The sequence below is a fragment of the Nonomuraea sp. NPDC004702 genome (assembly GCF_053601695.1).
Genome location: NZ_JBSGCE010000088.1, coordinates 12,245 through 29,552 on the forward strand (window position 1 = coordinate 12,245; position 17,308 = coordinate 29,552).

Sequence of the window (17,308 nt, forward strand, 5' to 3'; positions counted from 1 at the left end):
CATGTGGATCTTCGCAGCCTGCCGTCAGGACGCGATCACGGCGGGGTTTCCCTCGCTCCAGACGCTGGTGATCCTTCGGTGGGTGAACCGCCAGCCGTCCGGGGTGCGGCGCAGCCGGTCGTCGTAGCGACCCCCGGCAAGGAACTTCTCGCCATCGGGCAGACCGAGGCGGACATGCTGGGCTTGGTAGTAGCAAGTGTGCTCGGCCTCGTCACCGTGCACTGTGGCGACATGGTTGCCGTTCAGGTGATGGGTGGCGTCGAAGCGCTCCATGCCGGCGCTGATCCTGGCGATGATCGCCTCAGGACCGCGGAGCCGTTCGCCCGAACCGCTGTACTCCCAGCAGGCGTCGTCGGTGAACAGCGCGCCCAGGGTCTCCCAGTCCCTGGTGTCCAGGGCCGTCGCGTACGCGATGACGGTGTCCACGATCGCGGTGCGGTCTGCGAGTTCCTGAAGCATGGGGCCGCCTTCCGGCTTGGTGCACGATTTGATACGGAGTACATGATTGGTGACTGTCCAGCCCGGCGGAAGAAGGCACTTTCATGTCCCAGAGTCACATCGATGTGTCAGCCCTGGCCCGCGAGGCGTGCCCGGTCTCGGAGGTCCTCGATCACGTCTCCGGGAAGTGGAGCATCGGCATCCTGGTGGCCGCTGCGCAGGGTCCCGTCCGGTTCACGGAGCTGGAACGCTCGATCAACGGAATCAGCAGGCGCATGCTCACGCTCAAGCTGCGCAAGCTGGAGCGGGACGGCTTGCTCGTGCGCACCGTCCATCCGGTCGTCCCGCCCAAGGTCGAGTACACGCTGACGGAGATGGCCCGGGAACTCCACAGGTCGCTGCTGGAACTCACCGACTGGGCCAAGCGACACGGCGCCGCCGTCGCCGCCGCCCAGGCCGCCTACGATCACGAACACAAGGGTTGACGGCAGCCGCCGCCCAGAAGACTCCGTGCCCTTGACGGCCGGACGATCGTCCAGGTGCGGAGAACGGGGCTAGAGGTCGAGGATCAGGGCCCGGTGGTCGGAGACCTCGGGGGCGGCCGCCACCTCGAACTCCTTGACGGCGGCGGGGTCGGAGACGAGCAGATAGCTCGCGTGCCGCACGGGCTTGCGGTAACGGGAGGTCCTGGTGTCGGCGTCGCCGACCAGGTCACGCAGGCCCAGCCCGGCCAGGATCCGGAACGTCTCGCTGCCGGGCAGGAGGTTGAGGTCGCCGCACACCACGGTCAGGTCGCCGTCCTCGCGCGCGCCGGCGACCAGGGCGGCGAGCCGTCCGGCCTGGGCGCGGCGGGCCGGGGTGTCGGCCTTGCCGCCGGCGTCCCGCAGGCCGTGCAGGTTCACGACCGTGACGAACCGCCGCGCCGGGCGGTCGAAGACGCGTACGGCCAGGGCGGCGCGCGGCCGGTCGCCGGCCGGCCACCCGTCGTGGTGCTCGACGTAGTCGCCGTGCACGAACGCGGACCGCACGCCGACGACGGGCAGCGTCTCGGCGACGAACGTGGCGACCCCGAAGTCCTGCCGGTGCGAGCCGCCTTCCTGGTCCTGGACGGGCCCTGAGTCGCTGACGGCGAACAGCGGCTGGTGGCGGGGGAGGCGCGAGCCGACGTCGGCCAGCAGGTCGGCCCGCTGCGGCAGGGACCGCTCGGCGTCGTCGAACCTGGTCCAGCCGCGCAGGCCGGGCGTGCGCGTCACCTCCTGCAGGCACAGCACGTCGGCGCCGCACCCCTCCACCCAGGGCGCCAGCTCCCCGAACATGGCCCCACCCCACGCATTCACCGAAACCACTCGCACCCGCCCAAACCTAGACCAAGCGCGCAGTCGCCTGTCCTGCGGCGGGCGCGCCGCCTGCGACCGCTCCGGCATTTCGTGGCCGGCTGGGGGCTGTCCCGCCGCCGCCGGGCACGGTGTCTCATCGGTCGCGGCCATCCGTGCGGGGCGGTCGTTCCGGTTCAGGGGGCTTGGAGCGCTGCGTCGAGGAGGGCGTCGAGGAGCGGTATCCGGCGGTCGGTGTCGTCGCGGGTCGCGATGAGCGCGACGCTCACGCCCAGGTCGGGGATGCGGGCCTGCAGGGCGCGCAGTCCGGTCCAGCCTCCGCCGTGGCGGTAGACGACATGTCCGGCATGTGAACGTACGCCCATTCCCCACGCGTAGTCGATCGGCGTCCCGTCGTCGAGCCGTCCCGGGGTCTGCATGAGCGGTGAGACGCCGAGCTCGTCAGCGTTCAGTGCCTGGCTCCAGCGCAGCAGTTCGCCGAGGGTCGTCCACACGCCCCCGTCCCCGAGCGACAGGGGCGCGGGACGGAGGCGGACGAGCGGCGCGGCGCCCGCCGGCATGGGGTCCGGGCCCGGCCAGAAGCGGGTGCCGGTCATCCCCAGGGGAGCGAAGAGCCGGCGGCGGGCGAGATCGGGCAAGGTCAGGCCGGACGCTCGGTCCAGCACCGCCGCCAGGCAGACGTACCCGGCGTTGGAGTAGACGTGCCCGGTGCCCGGCGGGCGGTCGAGGGCCGGGAAGCGGGTGAGGGCCGCGAGGATGCCCGGCGTGGTGCGGTCGGCGGAGCCCTGGAGCGCGTCGATCTCGGCGTCCGCCGGAAGGGCCGCAGTGTGGTGGACGAGGTGCCTGATCCGAATCGCGCCGGCCCACCCCGGCAAGCCGGGCAACCACCTCGACAGGGGCGACTCCACGTCCAGCACCCCGTCCCTGACCAGCAGCGCCGCGCACGCCGCGGTCATCTGCTTGGACAGCGACGCGGCATAGACGACGGTCGTGGCGCTCATCGGCGCACCGGAGGCGGTCGCCCCGCGCGCCACGAGGACGGGCGGCGCGCCGCGCCGGTGGATCCCGGCCACGATCGGTTCGTCGTCGCGGTAGCCGGCTTCGGAGACGAGGGCCGCTGTTCGCCGGTGCAGATCGGACATGACCCGATCTTCCCAGTGCGGTCCGGGCGCACGTCTCGGGAGTTTAGGAATGAACGTTCTTGACTGAACGTTCCTTTATTGTCTACGATCGAGGCATGGGACGACCAAGAGGATTCGACGAGGCCACCGTGGTACGGGCGGCGGCGGAGCTGTTCTCGACCCGGTCCTACGACGGCATCTCCATGGACGAGCTGGTGACCCACCTCGGCGTCCACCGCAACAGCCTGTACAAGACCTTCGGCAGCAAGCGCGGTCTCTACCAGGCCGCGCTGAGCTGGTCCCTGGAGCACGACGTCAACCCGCTGATCGACCGGATCGCCGCCTCCGGCGACCTGGCGGAGGCGTTGCGCCTGGCCGCCGCCGAGCCCGCCGCCGAGGTCGGCCTCAACCTGCTGCTGCTGGCCGCCGTCGAACGCGCGCCGGTCGACCGCGAGGTCGCCGACCGGCTCGCCGCCGTGCTGGCCGCGTTCGACCAGGCCGCCACGGCGGCGTCCGGGAGCGAGGGCGCCGAGGACGGCCTGGCCTTCGCGCTCACCGCGGCCCTCCTCGGCCTGCGGCTGCGGGCCAGGGCGGGGACCGCGAACACCGACATCGACCGGGCCGGCGCCGCTCTGGCCCACCGGCTCAACCACCACCACCAAGGAGCATGACATGGCGAGGATCAGCATTGACGGACAGACGCTGGTCGTGGAGATCGAGGGCCTGGACAAACTGTGGGCGTTGAAGAGCCGGCTGGTCATCCCGCTGGCCAACGTGCGCGGCGCCACCGCCGACCCCGGGATCGTCGGCGACCCCAAGGGGGTGCGCGCGCCCGGCGCCCACCTGCCCGGCGTCATCACGGCCGGAACGTTCCACCTCAATGGTGAGAAGGTCTTCTGGGACGTGCACGACGCCGCCAAGGCCGTGGTCATCGAGCTGGCCGACGAACGTTACGCCCGGCTGGTGATCGAGGTCGCCGACCCGCGCGCCGCCGTGGCGCTCGTGGAGGAGGCCATCGCCGTCCGCTGACGGACGCCCGCACCACACACGGTGTGGGACGAATACAGGACAGGCGCCGGACGCCTCGACGGGCCGACAATGAGCCCGTGCGACGCCGGGGCGGGCCCGATCGGCCGCCCTCCGGGTCCACGCGGACGACCCCCGTACCGGCCCTGGAGTCCTGATGGCGACGAAGTTCCCTCCCCTCTCCCCGGACGACCCCACGTCGGTGGCCGGGTACCCGCTCCGCGCCCGGCTGGGGGAGGGCGGGATGGGCCGGGTCTACCTGTCCGTCTCGCCGGGCGGCCGCCTCCTGGCCCTGAAGGTCGTCAAGCCCGAGTACGCCGCCGACCCGGAGTTCCGCCGCCGGTTCCGCCACGAGGTGCAGGCGGCGCAGCGGGTGCAGGGCGCCTTCACCGCCCCCGTGGTGGACGCCGACCCCGACGCGGCCGTCCCCTGGCTGGCCACGGCCTACGTCTGCGGGCCTTCGCTGCACCAGGCCGTGGCCGAGCACGGTCCGCTGCCGCCGGCCACCGTCCGGCGGCTGATCGCGGGGGTCGCCGAGGCGCTGATCGGCATCCACGCGGCCGGGCTGGTCCACCGGGACCTCAAGCCCTCGAACGTGCTGCTGGCCGAGGACCGGCCCAAGGTGATCGACTTCGGCATCGCCCGCGCCGTGGACGCCACCTGCCTCACCCACACGGGCATGCGCGTCGGCACCCCGGCGTTCATGACCCCCGAACAGGTCAGGGGACTGCCGGTGACCTCGGCCACGGACGTGTTCGCGCTGGGCCAGCTCGCCGTCTTCGCCCTGACCGGACGGCCCGCGTTCGGCGAGGGCCCGGCGGACGTGCTCTTCTACCGCATCGCCAACGAGGAGCCCGACCTGCGCGGATGCCCGCCCGCCCTGGCCGGGCCGCTGGCCCGCTGCCTCAGCAGGGACCCGGCCGACCGGCCCGCCCCGGCGGAGGTCGCCGCGCTCGCCGGGGGAGCCGGGGACGCGGCGGCCGGTCCCTGGCTGCCCGCGGCGGTGGCGTCCACGCTGCACACCTACGCGCCGCCGCGCGGCTCGCCGACGCGCCCGGCCCGCCCCCGCAAGGCCAGGACGGCCCTCGCCCTCTGGACGGGCGCCGCCGCCGTCGCCCTGACCGCGTCGGCCCTGGCGCTCGCCGGCCCTGGCGACCCCGCCCCCGTCACGACGACCGCGCCGCCAGCCGTAACCGTCACGATCCCGGCCACAACTCCCATAAGGACCACCGCCGCCGCCGTGCCCTCCCCGACCCTGCCGGAGTACGAGAAGGAGTACGAGAACGTGCGCTTCACCCTCCCCGGCGGCCCGCCCTGCACCGACTTCTCGCACTTCCAGGACGGCATCGACCTGACCCCCACCGGCCCGAAGGTCACCGTCGGCAGCAACGGCGACCTCGTCTACGACTGCTTCGACGACCAGGTCGCCAAGCTCACCGTCTGGGACGTCACCGGCCAGGAGGCCCTGCTCGACGGCCCCGCCGACCCGGCCGCCTGCGTGGACGCGGTGAACCTGAACCCGCTCGGCTCCTCGCTCACCTTCGCCCGCATGCGGACGGGCATGGGCCTGTGCGTCGTCACGGAGGACCACCAGGTCGTCCACCTCAGGCTGCTCCGCAAGTCCGCCGCCACGCACGCGCTGACCTGGACGGCGACCGCCTGGGCACAGGGCTGACCCAGAAGCGCTACCGGGACGTCGTCAGAGCGCGGTCCACCGCCGCGAGCCGCCGCACGGCCTCGGCCAGCTCGGCGTGCCCGGCGGTCGCGGCGAAGCCGAGACGCAGGAAGGCCGCCGGGAGCTCGGTGGCGAAGTAGCGGTTGCCGGCGCTGACGGCGACGCCGTCGCGACGGGCCGCGTCGGCGGCCACGGCGTCGTCGGCGCCGTCGGGCAGGCGCACCCACAGGTGCAGGCCGCCGGCGGGCACGCGGTCGAGGGTCCAGCCGGGCAGCTCGGCCAGGACGGCGGCGGCCAGCGTCGCGCACCGCTCCCGCAGCGCCGCGCCCAGCGAACGGACGTGCCGCTCCCAGGCGGGGGAGGTGAGCAGGTCGAGCGCCGCCTCCTGCAGCGGGCGGCCGACGAAGAAGTCGTCGACCAGCCGCACGGCGCGCAGGCGTTCCATGACCGGGCCCCGGGCGGTCAGGGCGCCGATGCGCAGGCTGGGCGCGGTCGGCTTGGTGAGGGAGGTCAGGTGCACGACCGTGCCGTCACGGTCGTCGGCCAGCAGCGGCGGCGGCACCGGCGCGCCGTGGCCGAGGTGGCGCGCGAAGTCGTCCTCGATCACGAAGGCGCCGGCCGCGCGGGCCGTGTCGAGGACCTGCCGCCGGCGGCCCGGGGCCAGCACCGCCCCGGTCGGGTTGTGGTAGGTCGGCTGGCAGTAGAGCAGGCGGGCGCGGGTCAGGGCGAAGGCGTCGGCCAGCAGGTCGGGCTTGAGGCCGTCGGCGTCCGTCGGCACCGGCACCGGGCGCAGGCCGGCCGCGCGGGCGGCGGCGATCGCCCCGGGATAGGTGGGCGACTCCACCAGGACGGGGTCGCCCGGCCCGGCGATCGCCCGGAACGCCATGGACAGGGCGCTCTGCCCGCCGGCCGTGACCAGGACGTCCTCGGCGCTCACGCCGCCGCCCGCCATCGTGGCGAACACGCCGCGCAGGGAGGCCAGGCCGGCGGCCGGGGCGCGGTCCCAGGCGTCGGGACGGCGGGCCGCGCGGGCCAGCGCGGCGGTCAGGGCGCGGGTGGGCTGGAGCGAGCGGTGCAGGTAGCCGCCGTCGAGCAGGATCGTGCCCTCGGGCAGCGCGCCGACGGCGCCGGTGAGGCTGCGGGTGTCCACGGCCCGGTCGGCGAGGGTGACGCTCTGCCACGCGGTGTCGGGGACCCCGGCGCGCCGCCGCGCCGGGGGCGCGACGTAGGTGCCGCTGCCGGGACGGGTGACCACCACGCCCTCGGCGGCCAGCGCGGCGATCGCCTGGGACACGGTGGCGGGGCCGACCTTGTAGCGCCGGATCAGCTCCCTGCTGCTCGGCAGCCGGTCGCCGGGCGAGAGCCGGTCGATCATCGTGCGCATCCTGGTCGCCAGCTCGGCCGAACTGCTACTGTCGGACATGAGAACCGATGATAGCGCTTCCAGCGCTTCGCCAGAATCGCTTCTGGACGTTGCGGCCCTGCGCGCCGACACCCCGGGCGCGGAGGAGGTCGTGCACTTCAACAACGCCGGGTGCGGCCTGCTGCCCGCTCCGGTGCTCGCCGCGATGGTCGACCACCTGCGGCTGGAGGCGCACCTCGGCGGCTACGAGGCCGCCGCCGCCCGCGCGGCGCAGGTCGCCGACTTCTACGCCGAGACCGCCGCCCTGATCAACTGCGCTCCCCGCAACATCGCCTTCGCCGGCAGCGCCACCCACGCCTTCTCCACCGCGCTGTCGGCGATCCCGTTCGCGGCCGGGGACGTCGTCCTGACCACCCGCAACGACTTCATCTCCAACCAGATCGCCTTCCTGTCGCTGGCCAGGCGGTTCGGGGTACGGGTCGTGCACGCGCCCGACCTGCCCGAGGGCGGCGTGGACGTGCCCGCCATGGCCGCGCTGATGCGCCGGCACCGCCCGCGCCTGGTGGCCGCCACCCACATCCCCACCAACTCCGGCCTGGTCCAGCCGGTCGCCGAGATCGGCCGGCACTGTCGCGAGCTGGACCTGCTCTACCTGGTGGACGCCTGCCAGTCCGTCGGCCAGTACCCGGTCGACGTCGAGGAGATCGGCTGCGACCTGCTCACCGCCACGTGCCGCAAGTTCCTGCGCGGCCCGCGCGGCTCCGGCTTCCTGTACGTCGCCGACCGCGTCCTGGACGCCGGCTACGAGCCGCTGTTCATCGACATGCACGGCGCGCGCTGGACCGAGCCGGGCCGCTACGAGCCGGTCGCGACGGCGGCCAGGTTCGAGGACTGGGAGTTCCCCTACTCCGTCGTGCTCGGCTGCGCGGCCGCCGCCCGCTACGCCCGCCGGGTGGGCGTGGAGGCCGTCGCCCGGCGCACCCCGGCCCTGGCCGCCGGCCTGCGCGACGGGCTCGCCGCGCTGCCCGGGGTGCGCGTGCTCGACCGGGGACGGCGGCTGGGCGCCCTGGTCACCTTCGCCGTCGAGGGCCGGCGGGCGGAGCCGTTCAAGGCGGCGCTGGACGCGCGCGGCGTCAACTCGGCGCTCAGCTTCCGGCACTTCGCCCAGTTCGACTTCGGGGACAAGGACGTCGACTGGTGCCTGCGCCTGTCGCCGCACTACTACAACACCGAGCAGGAGGTGGACCTGGTCGTCGCGGCGGTCGCCGAACTCGCCGCCGCGCCCCGGTGACGGGGTCCGCGAACGGCTGACGGCGGTTCCTTCCAGACATGTCCCAACTTATGGCGAATTTCGCCAGAAGATCTAGACGTACGGCATTACGCGGGTGACAATCCGTTCGTCAATCGAAGATCGCCTGGTCCCGCGCGGACCTCTGGTCGACATGCGAGGACCGATGCGGGTTGGGCGTGGGCTGGTCGCGGCTGTCTTGGCGTTCACGATCCCGGCGGTGCCGCCCGCCGGCGCGGAGCCGCCGGAGGCAGGCGCGCCTCCGGCGGCGAGCGCGCCCCCCGCGCCCGTCGCGCTCTCCGCGCCTCTCGCGCCGGAGACGGCCGCGACCGCCACGGCCAGGCGCACCGGCCGGCCGGTCGAGATCGAGTCGATGCGCAGCGAGACCCGCCAGGTCTTCGCCCGCCCGGACGGCACCTTCACCCTCGAACAGCACGCCCGCCCCGTCCGCGTCCGCCAGGCCGCCGGCTGGGTGCCCGTGGACACCACGCTGCGCCTGCGTCCCGACGGCGCGGTGGAGCCGGTGGCGACGGCGGCCGGGCTGACCTTCTCCGGCGGGGGCGGCGGCCCGCTCGCCCGCCTGTACCGCGGCGGCAAGGCCCTGGAGCTGAGCTGGCCGGGCACGCTGCCCAGGCCCTCGCTCGACGGCGACACCGCCACCTACCCCGAGGTGCTGCCCGGCGTGGACCTGCGGGTCACGGCCGACGTGGACGGCTTCTCCCACGTCCTGGTGGTCAAGACGCGGGCCGCCGCGCGAGCCCTGCCCGACCTGGACTTCCCGCTGTCGGTCAGCGGCCTGTCGCTGACCGCCGACAAGGCGGGCAACCTGGAGGCGGTCGACCGCACCGGCGGCACGATCTTCATCGCGCCCACCCCCACGATGTGGGACTCGACCGGCGCGGGCGAGGCCGCGGTCAAGGAGGGCCGCGCGCCCGAGGCCCGCCAGGCCACCATGGGCGTCTCGCTCGACGGCAGGAAGCTGCGGCTGCGGCCGGACCGCGCGATGATGAGCGATCCGAAGACCCGGTACCCGGTGTTCCTGGACCCGTACTTCTCGGCCGCCCGCGGCGCCTGGACCGCCGTGTGGAGCAACTGGCCCAGCTCCAACTACCTCAACTCCAGCGACGTCGCCCGCGTCGGGCACGTCAACTCGCAGACCAACCGCTCGTTCTTCCAGATGAACACCGGCTCCACGATCCACGGCAAGCAGATCATCAAGGGCACGCTGCGCACGTACGAGACCTGGTCGTACTCGTGCAGCGCCCGCGCGGTCGAGGCGTGGTCCACCAACACGATCAGCAAGAGCACCACCTGGAGCAACCAGCCCAAGTGGGTCAAGAAGCTGTCCACGGTGAACGTGGCCAAGGGCTGGGGCTCGGCCTGCCTGCCCGGCGGCGTCGAGTTCGACGTCACCTCCCAGGTCGCCGACGCCGCCGCCAACAAGTGGGCCAACATCACCGTCGGCCTCCGCGCCACCAGCGAGACCGACCAGTACGCCTGGAAGAAGTTCCGCAACAACCCGAGCCTGGTCATCGAGTACAACTCGCTGCCCGCCGACCCGGTGGCGGCCGACGCCTGGTCCGACCCGGGCGGCCCGTGCGTCTCCGGCGACGACCGGCCGGTCATCAGCACGCCGACGCCGAAGCTCTGGGCCCGGCTCAAGGACGCCGACAACTCCGTCAGGGGCCGCTTCGAGTGGTACCGCGCCGACGGGACCAAGGCCGGGGAGTACCTGACCCCCGTGGGCTCGACCGGCACGGCCTTCTCCGCCCTCGTCCCGCAGAGCCTGTACGCCGACGGCGCGCTGGTCCGCTGGCGGGTACGCGCCGAGGACGGCAAGGCCAACAGCGCCTGGAGCCCCTGGTGCGAGGCCACCGTGGACGCCACCGCCCCCGGCCGGGAGCCCGAGGTGTCCTCCGACCGGTTCACCGAGAACGGCTGGAGCGACGGCGTCGGCCTGGCGGGCCGGTTCACCTTCGCCCCCAACGGCGTCACCGACGTCGCCGCCTACGTCTACGGCCTGGACACCACCCCCAAGACCGAGGTCCCGCCCGCCCAGGACGGCACGGCCGCGATCACCCTCACCCCGCGCCACGACGGCCCGAACGTCCTGTCGGTGCGCAGCAAGGACCGCGCCGGGCAGCTCGGCCCGATCCGCACGTACGTCTTCAACGTCAACGCCGGGCGGGGACCGGCCGGCCACTGGCCCATGGACGAGGGCCAGGGCGGCACCGCCGCCGACGCCGCCGGCGCCCACCCCGCCACCCTGTACGGCGCCACCTGGACCTCGGGCCGCACCGGCGGCGCGCTGCGGCTGGCGGGCGCCTATGCGCAGACCGGCGGCCCGGTCGCCGACACCGGCCGCAACTTCGCCGTCGCCGCCTGGGTCCGGCTGACCGGCACCGCCGCCTCCGCCACCGCCGTCACCCAGGAGGGCGGCCGGACCGGCGCGTTCTCCCTGCAGTACAGCAAGGCCGACAACCGCTGGGCGCTGGCCGTCACCGGCGCCGACGCCGACGCCGCCACGGCCGTGCGCGCGCTGTCGGCCGCCGCGCCCCGGCTGAACGAGTGGACCCACCTGGCCGGCGTCTACGACTCGGCGGCCGGCCAGATCTCCCTCTACGTCAACGGCCGGCTGGAGTCCTCGGCCGCCGTCCCCGCGCCGTGGAACGCCGCCGGCCCGCTGACCATCGGCCGCGGCAAGGCGGCCGGCGCGGCGGCCGACTTCTGGCCCGGCGACGTGGACGACGTGCGGCTCTACGGCCGCGCCATGTTCGCCGACGAGGTCGCCGACCTGGTGAACAGCGCCGCCACGCTGGTCGGCCACTGGAAGCTGGACGAGGACGGCGGCCTGTCGGCGGCCGACTCCTCCGGCCGGGCCACGCCCGCCGCGCTGGCCGGCGCCGCCACCTGGACCGACGGCTGGCTGGACGGCGCCCTCGCGCTCGACGGCGCGACCGGCTACGCCCAGACCGCCGCGCCCGCCGTCGCCACCGGCTCCGGGTTCACCGTCGCCGTCTGGACCCAGCTCGACTACCTGCCCGCCAAGGACACCGCGGCCGTCGCCCAGCCGGGCGCCAGGGCGGCCGGGTTCCAGCTCGGCTTCGACAAGGAACAGGGGCGGTGGGCCCTGGGCATGGCCGCCGCCGACACCGACACCGCCGCCCTCGTCCGCACCCGTTCGGACGCCGTCCCCGCCCCCCTGGAGTGGACGCACGTCGCCGGCGTGTACGACGCCCTGGCCGGCGAGCTGCGCGTCTACGTCAACGGCCGCCTGTCGGCCACCACCGTCACCCCCCACGTGAGCACCTGGACCGCCACCGGCCCCCTGCAACTGGGCCGGAGCAAGACCGCGGGCGTCTTCACCGGCTACTGGCCGGGGACCGTCGACGACGTCCGCACGTACGACGGCGTGCTCAGCGCCGAGCAGATAGCCCAGCTAGCAGCCCAGTAGCCCCTCCCTGGGAGAATCCGTGGACAGTGAGTTAGACCTGCCAGAGCCCAACTGGAATCGTTTTCAGCAGCCCGCCGCCGAGCCCGACGCCCCCGACCCCCGCTGGAACCGCTTCGAGGGCGTCAAGCCCGAGACCGCCTGGCCGCGCAGGCTGGCGACCGTGCTCACGGTCGTGCTCCTGGCGCCCATGGCGTACGCGATGCCCGCCTCCGCCGCGCCCCGCAAGGCGCCCACGGTGCAGAAGGAGACGCCGGTCAAGGGCGGGAAGGTGCCCGTCCTGCCGCCGCTCGCCGATCCCGCCGCCGAACAGGCGTGGAAGGCCCCGCCCAAGGTCGCCTGGCCCGCCGCGGGCACCGCCGAGCTGGGCGGCGCCGAGAGCGCCGCCGCGCTCTCCGCCGGGTTCCCGGTGCGGCTCGCGCCCGCCGCCAAGGGCGTGGCCGCGGCCGAGGCCGTCCCGGTCAAGGTCGAGCTGCTCAGGACCGACCTGCTCGGCGTCGCGATGCGCGTCTCGCCCGGCCAGGGCGTCACGGCGGCCAAGGCGTCCGGCAAGACCCGGCTGGAGATCGACTACTCCGGCTTCCGGTACGCCTTCGGCGGCGACTACGGCGCCCGGCTGCGCATGGTCAAGCTCGACGAGTGCGCGCTCGACGCCAGGGCCGCCGCCACCTGCGCCGCGCCGCGGCCGGTCAGGAGCGACAACGACGCCAAGGCGGGCAAGCTGACCGCCGAGGTCGAGACCACCGGCCTGTACGCCGTGACCGCCGCCGCCTCCGGCCCGTCGGGCGACCACGCCGCCACCTCGCTGGCCGCCTCGGCGAGCTGGAGCGTCGGCAACCAGTCCGGCGACTTCTCCTGGAGCTACGACCTGCGCACCCCGCCCGCCCTGGGCGGCGACGAGCCCGACCTGTCGCTCGACTACTCCTCCCAGAGCGTGGACGGCCGCACCGTCTCCACCAACAACCAGCCGTCCTGGGTGGGGGAGGGCTTCGAGCTCAACCCCAGCGGCTACGTCGAACGCCGCTACAAGGCGTGCATGATCGACGGCAAGAAGACCGGCGACCTGTGCTGGGACCAGGACAACGCCACCCTGTCGCTCGGCAACTCCGCCGTCGAGCTGGTCAAGGACGCCACCACCAAGCAGTGGCGGCCCAAGCGCGACGACGGCACCCGCATCGAGTACCTCACCGGAGCCGCCAACGGCGACAACAACGGCGAGTACTGGCGGGTCACCACCGCCGACGGCACCCAGTACAGCTTCGGCCTGAACCGCCTGCCCGGCTGGGTCACCGGCAAGCCGGAGACCAAGTCGGTGCAGACCGTGCCGGTGTTCGGCAACAACAGCGGCGAGCCGTGCTACTCCAGCACTCCCGCAAACGCCTGGTGCCAGCAGGCCTACCGGTGGAACCTCGACTACGCGGTCGACACCCACGGCAACGCCACCACGTACTGGTACGAGAACGAGAAGAACTACTACGGCCGCAGCATGAAGCCCGAGCTGGGCACCGTGTACGTGCGCGGCGCGTACCTCACCCGCGTCGACTACGGCTACCTGAGCAACGAGCTGTTCACCAAGGCCCCGGCCGCCCGGGTGGTCTTCGACGTGGCCGAGCGCTGCCTGCCCTCCGGCACCGTCACCTGCGCCGCCGACCAGCTCAAGAAGGAGACCGCGGCATCCTGGCCGGACGTGCCGTTCGACCAGATCTGCGACGCCGGGATCAAGTGCACCGACCGGCTGTCGCCGACGTTCTTCACGCGCAAGCGCCTGGCCAAGGTCACCACGCAGGTGCTCAACGCCTCCGGCCAGTACAGCCCGGTCGACTCCTGGACGCTGACCCACCAGTTCCCCGCCACGGGCGACGGCCTCAGCCCGTCGTTGTGGCTGGCCTCGGTGCAGCAGAGCGGCCACGTGGGCGGCACCCTCACCATGCCGAAGATCACCTTCAGCGGCGTTCAGCTGCCCAACCGGGTGGACGCCAACGAAGGACGCGCGCCGCTGGTCAAGTGGCGGGTCCAGGCGGTGAACAACGAGACCGGCGGCGAGCTGCGGGTCAACTACGCCGCGGCCGACTGCAAGCCCGGCGACGTGCCCGCCGCGGCCGACAAGAACAACCGGCTGTGCTTCCCGCAGCGCTGGGCGCCGCCCGACGAGGGCGAGGTCACCGACTGGTTCCACAAGTACGTCGTCACCCAGACCGTCGAGGTGGACCGCGTCGCCGGCTCGCCGAACGTGGTCACCGACTACGAGTACCTCGACGGCGCGGCCTGGCACTACGCCGACAACATCCTCGTCAAGCCCGAGCAGCGCACCTGGTCGGACTGGCGCGGGTTCGGGCGCGTCCGGGTGCGTGAGGGCGACGGGCAGGACACCCGGCGCACGCTCACCGAGTTCAGGTACTTCCGCGGCATGCACGGCGACAGGCAGGCCGACGGCTCCAAGCGCGTCGCGCAGGTCGTCGACACCGAGGGCGGCAAGCTGGACGACCTCGACCAGCTGTCCGGCTTCGAACGCGAGGAGATCCTCTACGACGGCGACAGCGCGACGGTGCTCACCGCGACCGCCGAGGAGCCCTGGTCGCTCAAGACCGCCGAGTCCACCCAGGGCGGCGTCACCAAGACCGCCTACGTCGTCGAGCCCAAGTCGATGGTGACCCGCACGGCGCTGGCGGGCGGGGCGTGGCGGCGTACCGGCGAGGAGCGCTCGTACGACGCCAAGGGCCTGCTCACCCAGGTGGAGGAGAAGGGCGACCTGGCCACCGCCGACGACGACCAGTGCACCCGCTACACCTACGCCCGCAACGACACCGCCTGGATGCTCGACTACGCCAGCAGGATCCAGAAGGTCGCCGCGGGCTGCGGCACCGCCGTCTCGACCCTGGCCGCCGGAGAGGTGATCTCCGACGAACGGGTCCAGTACGACAACAAGGCCTACGGCCAGGCGCCCACCAAGGGCGACGTGACCACCGTCCAGCAGCTCGGCGCGGCCGACGGGTCGACCGTCACCGACAGCACCCACACCTACGACGTCTACGGCCGCGAGACCAGCGAGACCGGCCCGGTCGGGACGAAGTCCACCATCACCTACAGCCCGGCCACCGGCGCCCAGGCCACGGAGATCGTCGAGACCAACCAGCTCGGCCACGTCGAGCGCACCCTCGTCGAGCCGGCCTGGGGCGAGCCGGTCGCCGAGGTCGACGCCAACGGCCGGCGCACCGACATGGAGCACGACGCGCTCGGCCGCCTGGTCAAGGTCTGGCAGCCGGACCGCAGCAAGGCCGCCGGCCAGTCGCCCAGCACCGAGTACGCCTACACCATGCGCACCGACGGCCCCAGCGTGGTCACCACCAAGACGCTGCGCGCCGACGGCGGCTACACCGTCAGCCACGAGCTGTACGACGGCCTGATGCGCGAGCGGCAGACGCAGGAACCCGCCCCCCGCGACGACCAGACGCAGGACCCGGCGCTGCGCGACGGGCGCACGATCACCGACACCTTCTACAACTCGCTCGGCGAGGTGAGCAAGTCCAACACCGGCTACTTCGCCACCGGCACCCCCGCCACCGAGCTGCTCGCGGTCGCCGACACCGACGTGCCCACGCAGGTCGTGTCGGTCTTCGACGGCGCGGGCGAGGTCAACGCCCAGATCCTCAAGGCCAAGGGCGTGGAGAAGTACCGCGTCTCGGCCACCCAGCAGGGCGACCGCGTCACCATCACGCCGCCGGCGGGCGGCACCGCGACGACCCGCATCGGCGACGCCGACGACCGGCTCATCGAGCTGCGCCAGTACAAGGGCGCCACCCCGACGGGCCCGTACGAGTCCACCAAGTACACCTACGACCCCGCCGGCCGGCTGTCCACGGTGACCGACGCCGCGGGCAACGTGTGGCGCCACCACTACGACGTGCGCGGCCGGGAGATCAAGACGGAGGACCCGGACAAGGGCGTCACCACGATGACGTACAACGACGCCGACGAGCTGGTGAGCACCACCGACGCCCGCGGCAAGACCCTCTGGTACGTCTACGACGAGCTCGGCCGCAAGAAGGAGCTGCGCGACGGCTCGGCCACCGGCGCGCTGCTGGCCGAGTGGAAGTACGACGCGCTGGCCAAGGGCCACATGAACGCCAGCATCCGGTACGCGGGCGGGCAGGCGTACAAGGCGGAGATCAACGCCATCGACTCCGACTACCGCACCCTGCGCGAGACGGTGACCGTCCCCGAGCGGGAGGGCAAGCTGGCCGGCTCGTACGTGCTCAACACCCGCTACACCCTCGACGACCAGGTGCAGTCGGTCAGCTTCCCGGCCGGGGGCGGGCTGGAGGCCGAGTCGGTGGTCTACTCCTACGACGAGCTCAGCCAGCCGACCAAGGTCAGCGGGCTGTCGTCGTACGTGACCGCGACCCGCTACTCCAAGCTCGGCGAGACCCTGCAGTACGAGCTGGGTTCAGGCGGCAAGAAGACCTGGCTCACCTACACCCATGACGAGTCCACCCGCAGGCTGACCAGGATGCGGCTGGACCGGGAGGGCGCCGCCGCCACCGACCTTGACCTCAACTACGCCTACGACGCCGCCGGCAACGTCACCAAGATCGCCGAACGGGCGGGCGGCCAGGACACGCAGTGCTTCACCTACGACCACCTGCGCCGGATGACCTCGGCGTGGACGGCCAACGACGACTGCGCCAGCGGCACGCCGGCCTCCGACAAGATCGGCGGCGTGGCGCCGTACGCGGTCAGCTACGCCTACGACTCCACCGGCAACCGGGTCAAGGAGACCAAGCACGCCTGGGGCGGCGCGCCCGAGACCGTGCGCACCTCGGTCTACCCGGCGGCCGGCGCCAAGCAGCCGCACGCGGTGCAGAGCATCGGGGCCGACCTGTTCGCCTACGACGAGGCCGGCAACACCACCAGGCGCAAGGTCGGCACGTCCGACCAGGCCCTCGTCTGGGACGCCGAGGGCAACCTGGAGTCGGTCACGGAGGCCGGCAAGACGACGTCGTTCGTCTACGACGCCGACGGCGACCGGCTGCTGCGCAAGACCGCCACGGACGCCACCCTGTACGTGGACGACATGGAGCTGCGCTTCGACTTCGCCAAGGACGCCGTCGAGCAGACCCGCTACTACACCATCAACGGCGAGCCGATCGCGGTCCGCACGCCCGACAACCAGGTCTACTTCCTGGCCGCCGACCACCAGGGCACCGCGCAGGCCGCGGTGAACGGCGGCACCGGCGAGCTGGCCGTCCGGCGGATGACGCCGTTCGGCGAGGACCGGGGATCGCCGCCGCCATGGTGGCCGGGACAGCGGTCGTTCGTCGGCGGCACCAAGGACCCGACGACCGGGCTCGTGCACCTGGGCGCCCGCGAGTACGACCCGAAGAACGGCCGCTTCCTGTCGGTCGACCCCATCATCGACGAGGAGGACCCGCAGCAGCTCAACGCCTACGCCTACGCCAACAACAGCCCCGTCAGCATGAGCGACCCCGACGGCCAGCTGTTCTGGATCGCCGTCGGCATCGCGGCGCGCATCGCGGCGCGGATCATCGCCAGGAAGCTGGCGCAGGCGGCGGCCCGGCGGGCGGCGCTCGCGGCGGCCCGGGCGGCGGCGCGGC

At 73.2% G+C, this 17,308-nt stretch carries 11 protein-coding genes; 7 read left to right on the forward strand and 4 right to left on the reverse strand.

Annotated elements, in window-relative coordinates; genetic code table 11:
- Positions 1-24 precede the first annotated feature (24 nt).
- Positions 25-459: a nuclear transport factor 2 family protein gene (locus ACWEJ6_RS48565; protein WP_452432201.1), complete on the reverse strand. Its 435-nt coding sequence runs from the start codon at positions 457-459 to the stop codon at positions 25-27.
- Between the two features lie 83 nt (positions 460-542).
- Between ACWEJ6_RS48565 and ACWEJ6_RS48570 the strand changes: the two genes are divergently transcribed.
- Positions 543-923 carry a winged helix-turn-helix transcriptional regulator gene (locus tag ACWEJ6_RS48570; protein WP_452432203.1) on the forward strand — a complete coding sequence of 127 codons (381 nt, stop codon included), beginning with the start codon at positions 543-545 and terminating at the stop codon, positions 921-923.
- Positions 924-992: 69 nt separating this feature from the next.
- Here the strand turns inward: ACWEJ6_RS48570 and ACWEJ6_RS48575 are convergent, their stop codons facing one another.
- Positions 993-1,925: an endonuclease/exonuclease/phosphatase family protein gene (locus tag ACWEJ6_RS48575; RefSeq protein WP_452432205.1), complete on the reverse strand. Its 933-nt coding sequence runs from the start codon at positions 1,923-1,925 to the stop codon at positions 993-995.
- A gap of 23 nt (positions 1,926-1,948) precedes the next feature.
- Positions 1,949-2,914 (reverse strand): serine hydrolase domain-containing protein, encoded by a 966-nt coding sequence (locus tag ACWEJ6_RS48580; protein ID WP_452432207.1) that lies wholly within the window; start codon positions 2,912-2,914, stop codon positions 1,949-1,951.
- Between the two features lie 95 nt (positions 2,915-3,009).
- On the opposite strand from ACWEJ6_RS48580, the gene ACWEJ6_RS48585 reads away from it, so the two are divergent.
- The 3 genes from ACWEJ6_RS48585 to ACWEJ6_RS48595 all read left to right on the forward strand — a co-directional run bounded on the left by ACWEJ6_RS48585 (position 3,010) and on the right by ACWEJ6_RS48595 (position 5,594).
- Positions 3,010-3,564 carry a TetR/AcrR family transcriptional regulator gene (locus ACWEJ6_RS48585; RefSeq protein ID WP_452432208.1) on the forward strand — a complete coding sequence of 185 codons (555 nt, stop codon included), beginning with the start codon at positions 3,010-3,012 and terminating at the stop codon, positions 3,562-3,564.
- A gap of 1 nt (position 3,565) precedes the next feature.
- Entirely contained in the window at positions 3,566-3,922 is a 357-nt protein-coding gene (locus ACWEJ6_RS48590; RefSeq protein WP_358300312.1) for a hypothetical protein, read from the forward strand.
- Between the two features lie 154 nt (positions 3,923-4,076).
- Positions 4,077-5,594: a protein kinase domain-containing protein gene (locus ACWEJ6_RS48595; protein ID WP_452432209.1), complete on the forward strand. Its 1,518-nt coding sequence runs from the start codon at positions 4,077-4,079 to the stop codon at positions 5,592-5,594.
- Between the two features lie 10 nt (positions 5,595-5,604).
- Here the strand turns inward: ACWEJ6_RS48595 and ACWEJ6_RS48600 are convergent, their stop codons facing one another.
- The gene (locus ACWEJ6_RS48600; protein ID WP_452432211.1) at positions 5,605-7,017 is read right to left on the reverse strand and encodes an aminotransferase-like domain-containing protein; all 1,413 of its coding nucleotides are present in this window, start codon (positions 7,015-7,017) and stop codon (positions 5,605-5,607) included.
- Here ACWEJ6_RS48600 and ACWEJ6_RS48605 point away from each other — a divergent pair.
- The 3 genes from ACWEJ6_RS48605 to ACWEJ6_RS48615 all read left to right on the forward strand — a co-directional run.
- Positions 7,016-8,248, forward strand: coding sequence for an aminotransferase class V-fold PLP-dependent enzyme (locus ACWEJ6_RS48605; protein WP_452432212.1), 1,233 nt, complete (start codon positions 7,016-7,018; stop codon positions 8,246-8,248). The genes ACWEJ6_RS48600 and ACWEJ6_RS48605 overlap by 2 nt on opposite strands.
- Positions 8,249-8,411: 163 nt before the next feature.
- Positions 8,412-11,699, forward strand: coding sequence for a LamG-like jellyroll fold domain-containing protein (locus ACWEJ6_RS48610; RefSeq protein ID WP_452432214.1), 3,288 nt, complete (start codon positions 8,412-8,414; stop codon positions 11,697-11,699).
- Between the two features lie 19 nt (positions 11,700-11,718).
- The coding region (locus ACWEJ6_RS48615) for an RHS repeat domain-containing protein (protein ID WP_452432216.1) at positions 11,719-17,308 on the forward strand (5,590 nt) is incomplete at its 3' end.

Coding starts and splice junctions, on each gene's coding strand:
- ACWEJ6_RS48565 (WP_452432201.1), bottom strand. CDS start 459: ATGCTTCAGGAACTCGCAGACCGCACCGCGATCGTGGACACCGTCATC.
- ACWEJ6_RS48570 (WP_452432203.1), top strand. CDS start 543: ATGTCCCAGAGTCACATCGATGTGTCAGCCCTGGCCCGCGAGGCGTGC.
- ACWEJ6_RS48575 (WP_452432205.1), bottom strand. CDS start 1,925: ATGGCCGCGACCGATGAGACACCGTGCCCGGCGGCGGCGGGACAGCCC.
- ACWEJ6_RS48580 (WP_452432207.1), bottom strand. CDS start 2,914: ATGTCCGATCTGCACCGGCGAACAGCGGCCCTCGTCTCCGAAGCCGGC.
- ACWEJ6_RS48585 (WP_452432208.1), top strand. CDS start 3,010: ATGGGACGACCAAGAGGATTCGACGAGGCCACCGTGGTACGGGCGGCG.
- ACWEJ6_RS48590 (WP_358300312.1), top strand. CDS start 3,566: ATGGCGAGGATCAGCATTGACGGACAGACGCTGGTCGTGGAGATCGAG.
- ACWEJ6_RS48595 (WP_452432209.1), top strand. CDS start 4,077: ATGGCGACGAAGTTCCCTCCCCTCTCCCCGGACGACCCCACGTCGGTG.
- ACWEJ6_RS48605 (WP_452432212.1), top strand. CDS start 7,016: ATGAGAACCGATGATAGCGCTTCCAGCGCTTCGCCAGAATCGCTTCTG.
- ACWEJ6_RS48600 (WP_452432211.1), bottom strand. CDS start 7,017: ATGTCCGACAGTAGCAGTTCGGCCGAGCTGGCGACCAGGATGCGCACG.
- ACWEJ6_RS48610 (WP_452432214.1), top strand. CDS start 8,412: ATGCGGGTTGGGCGTGGGCTGGTCGCGGCTGTCTTGGCGTTCACGATC.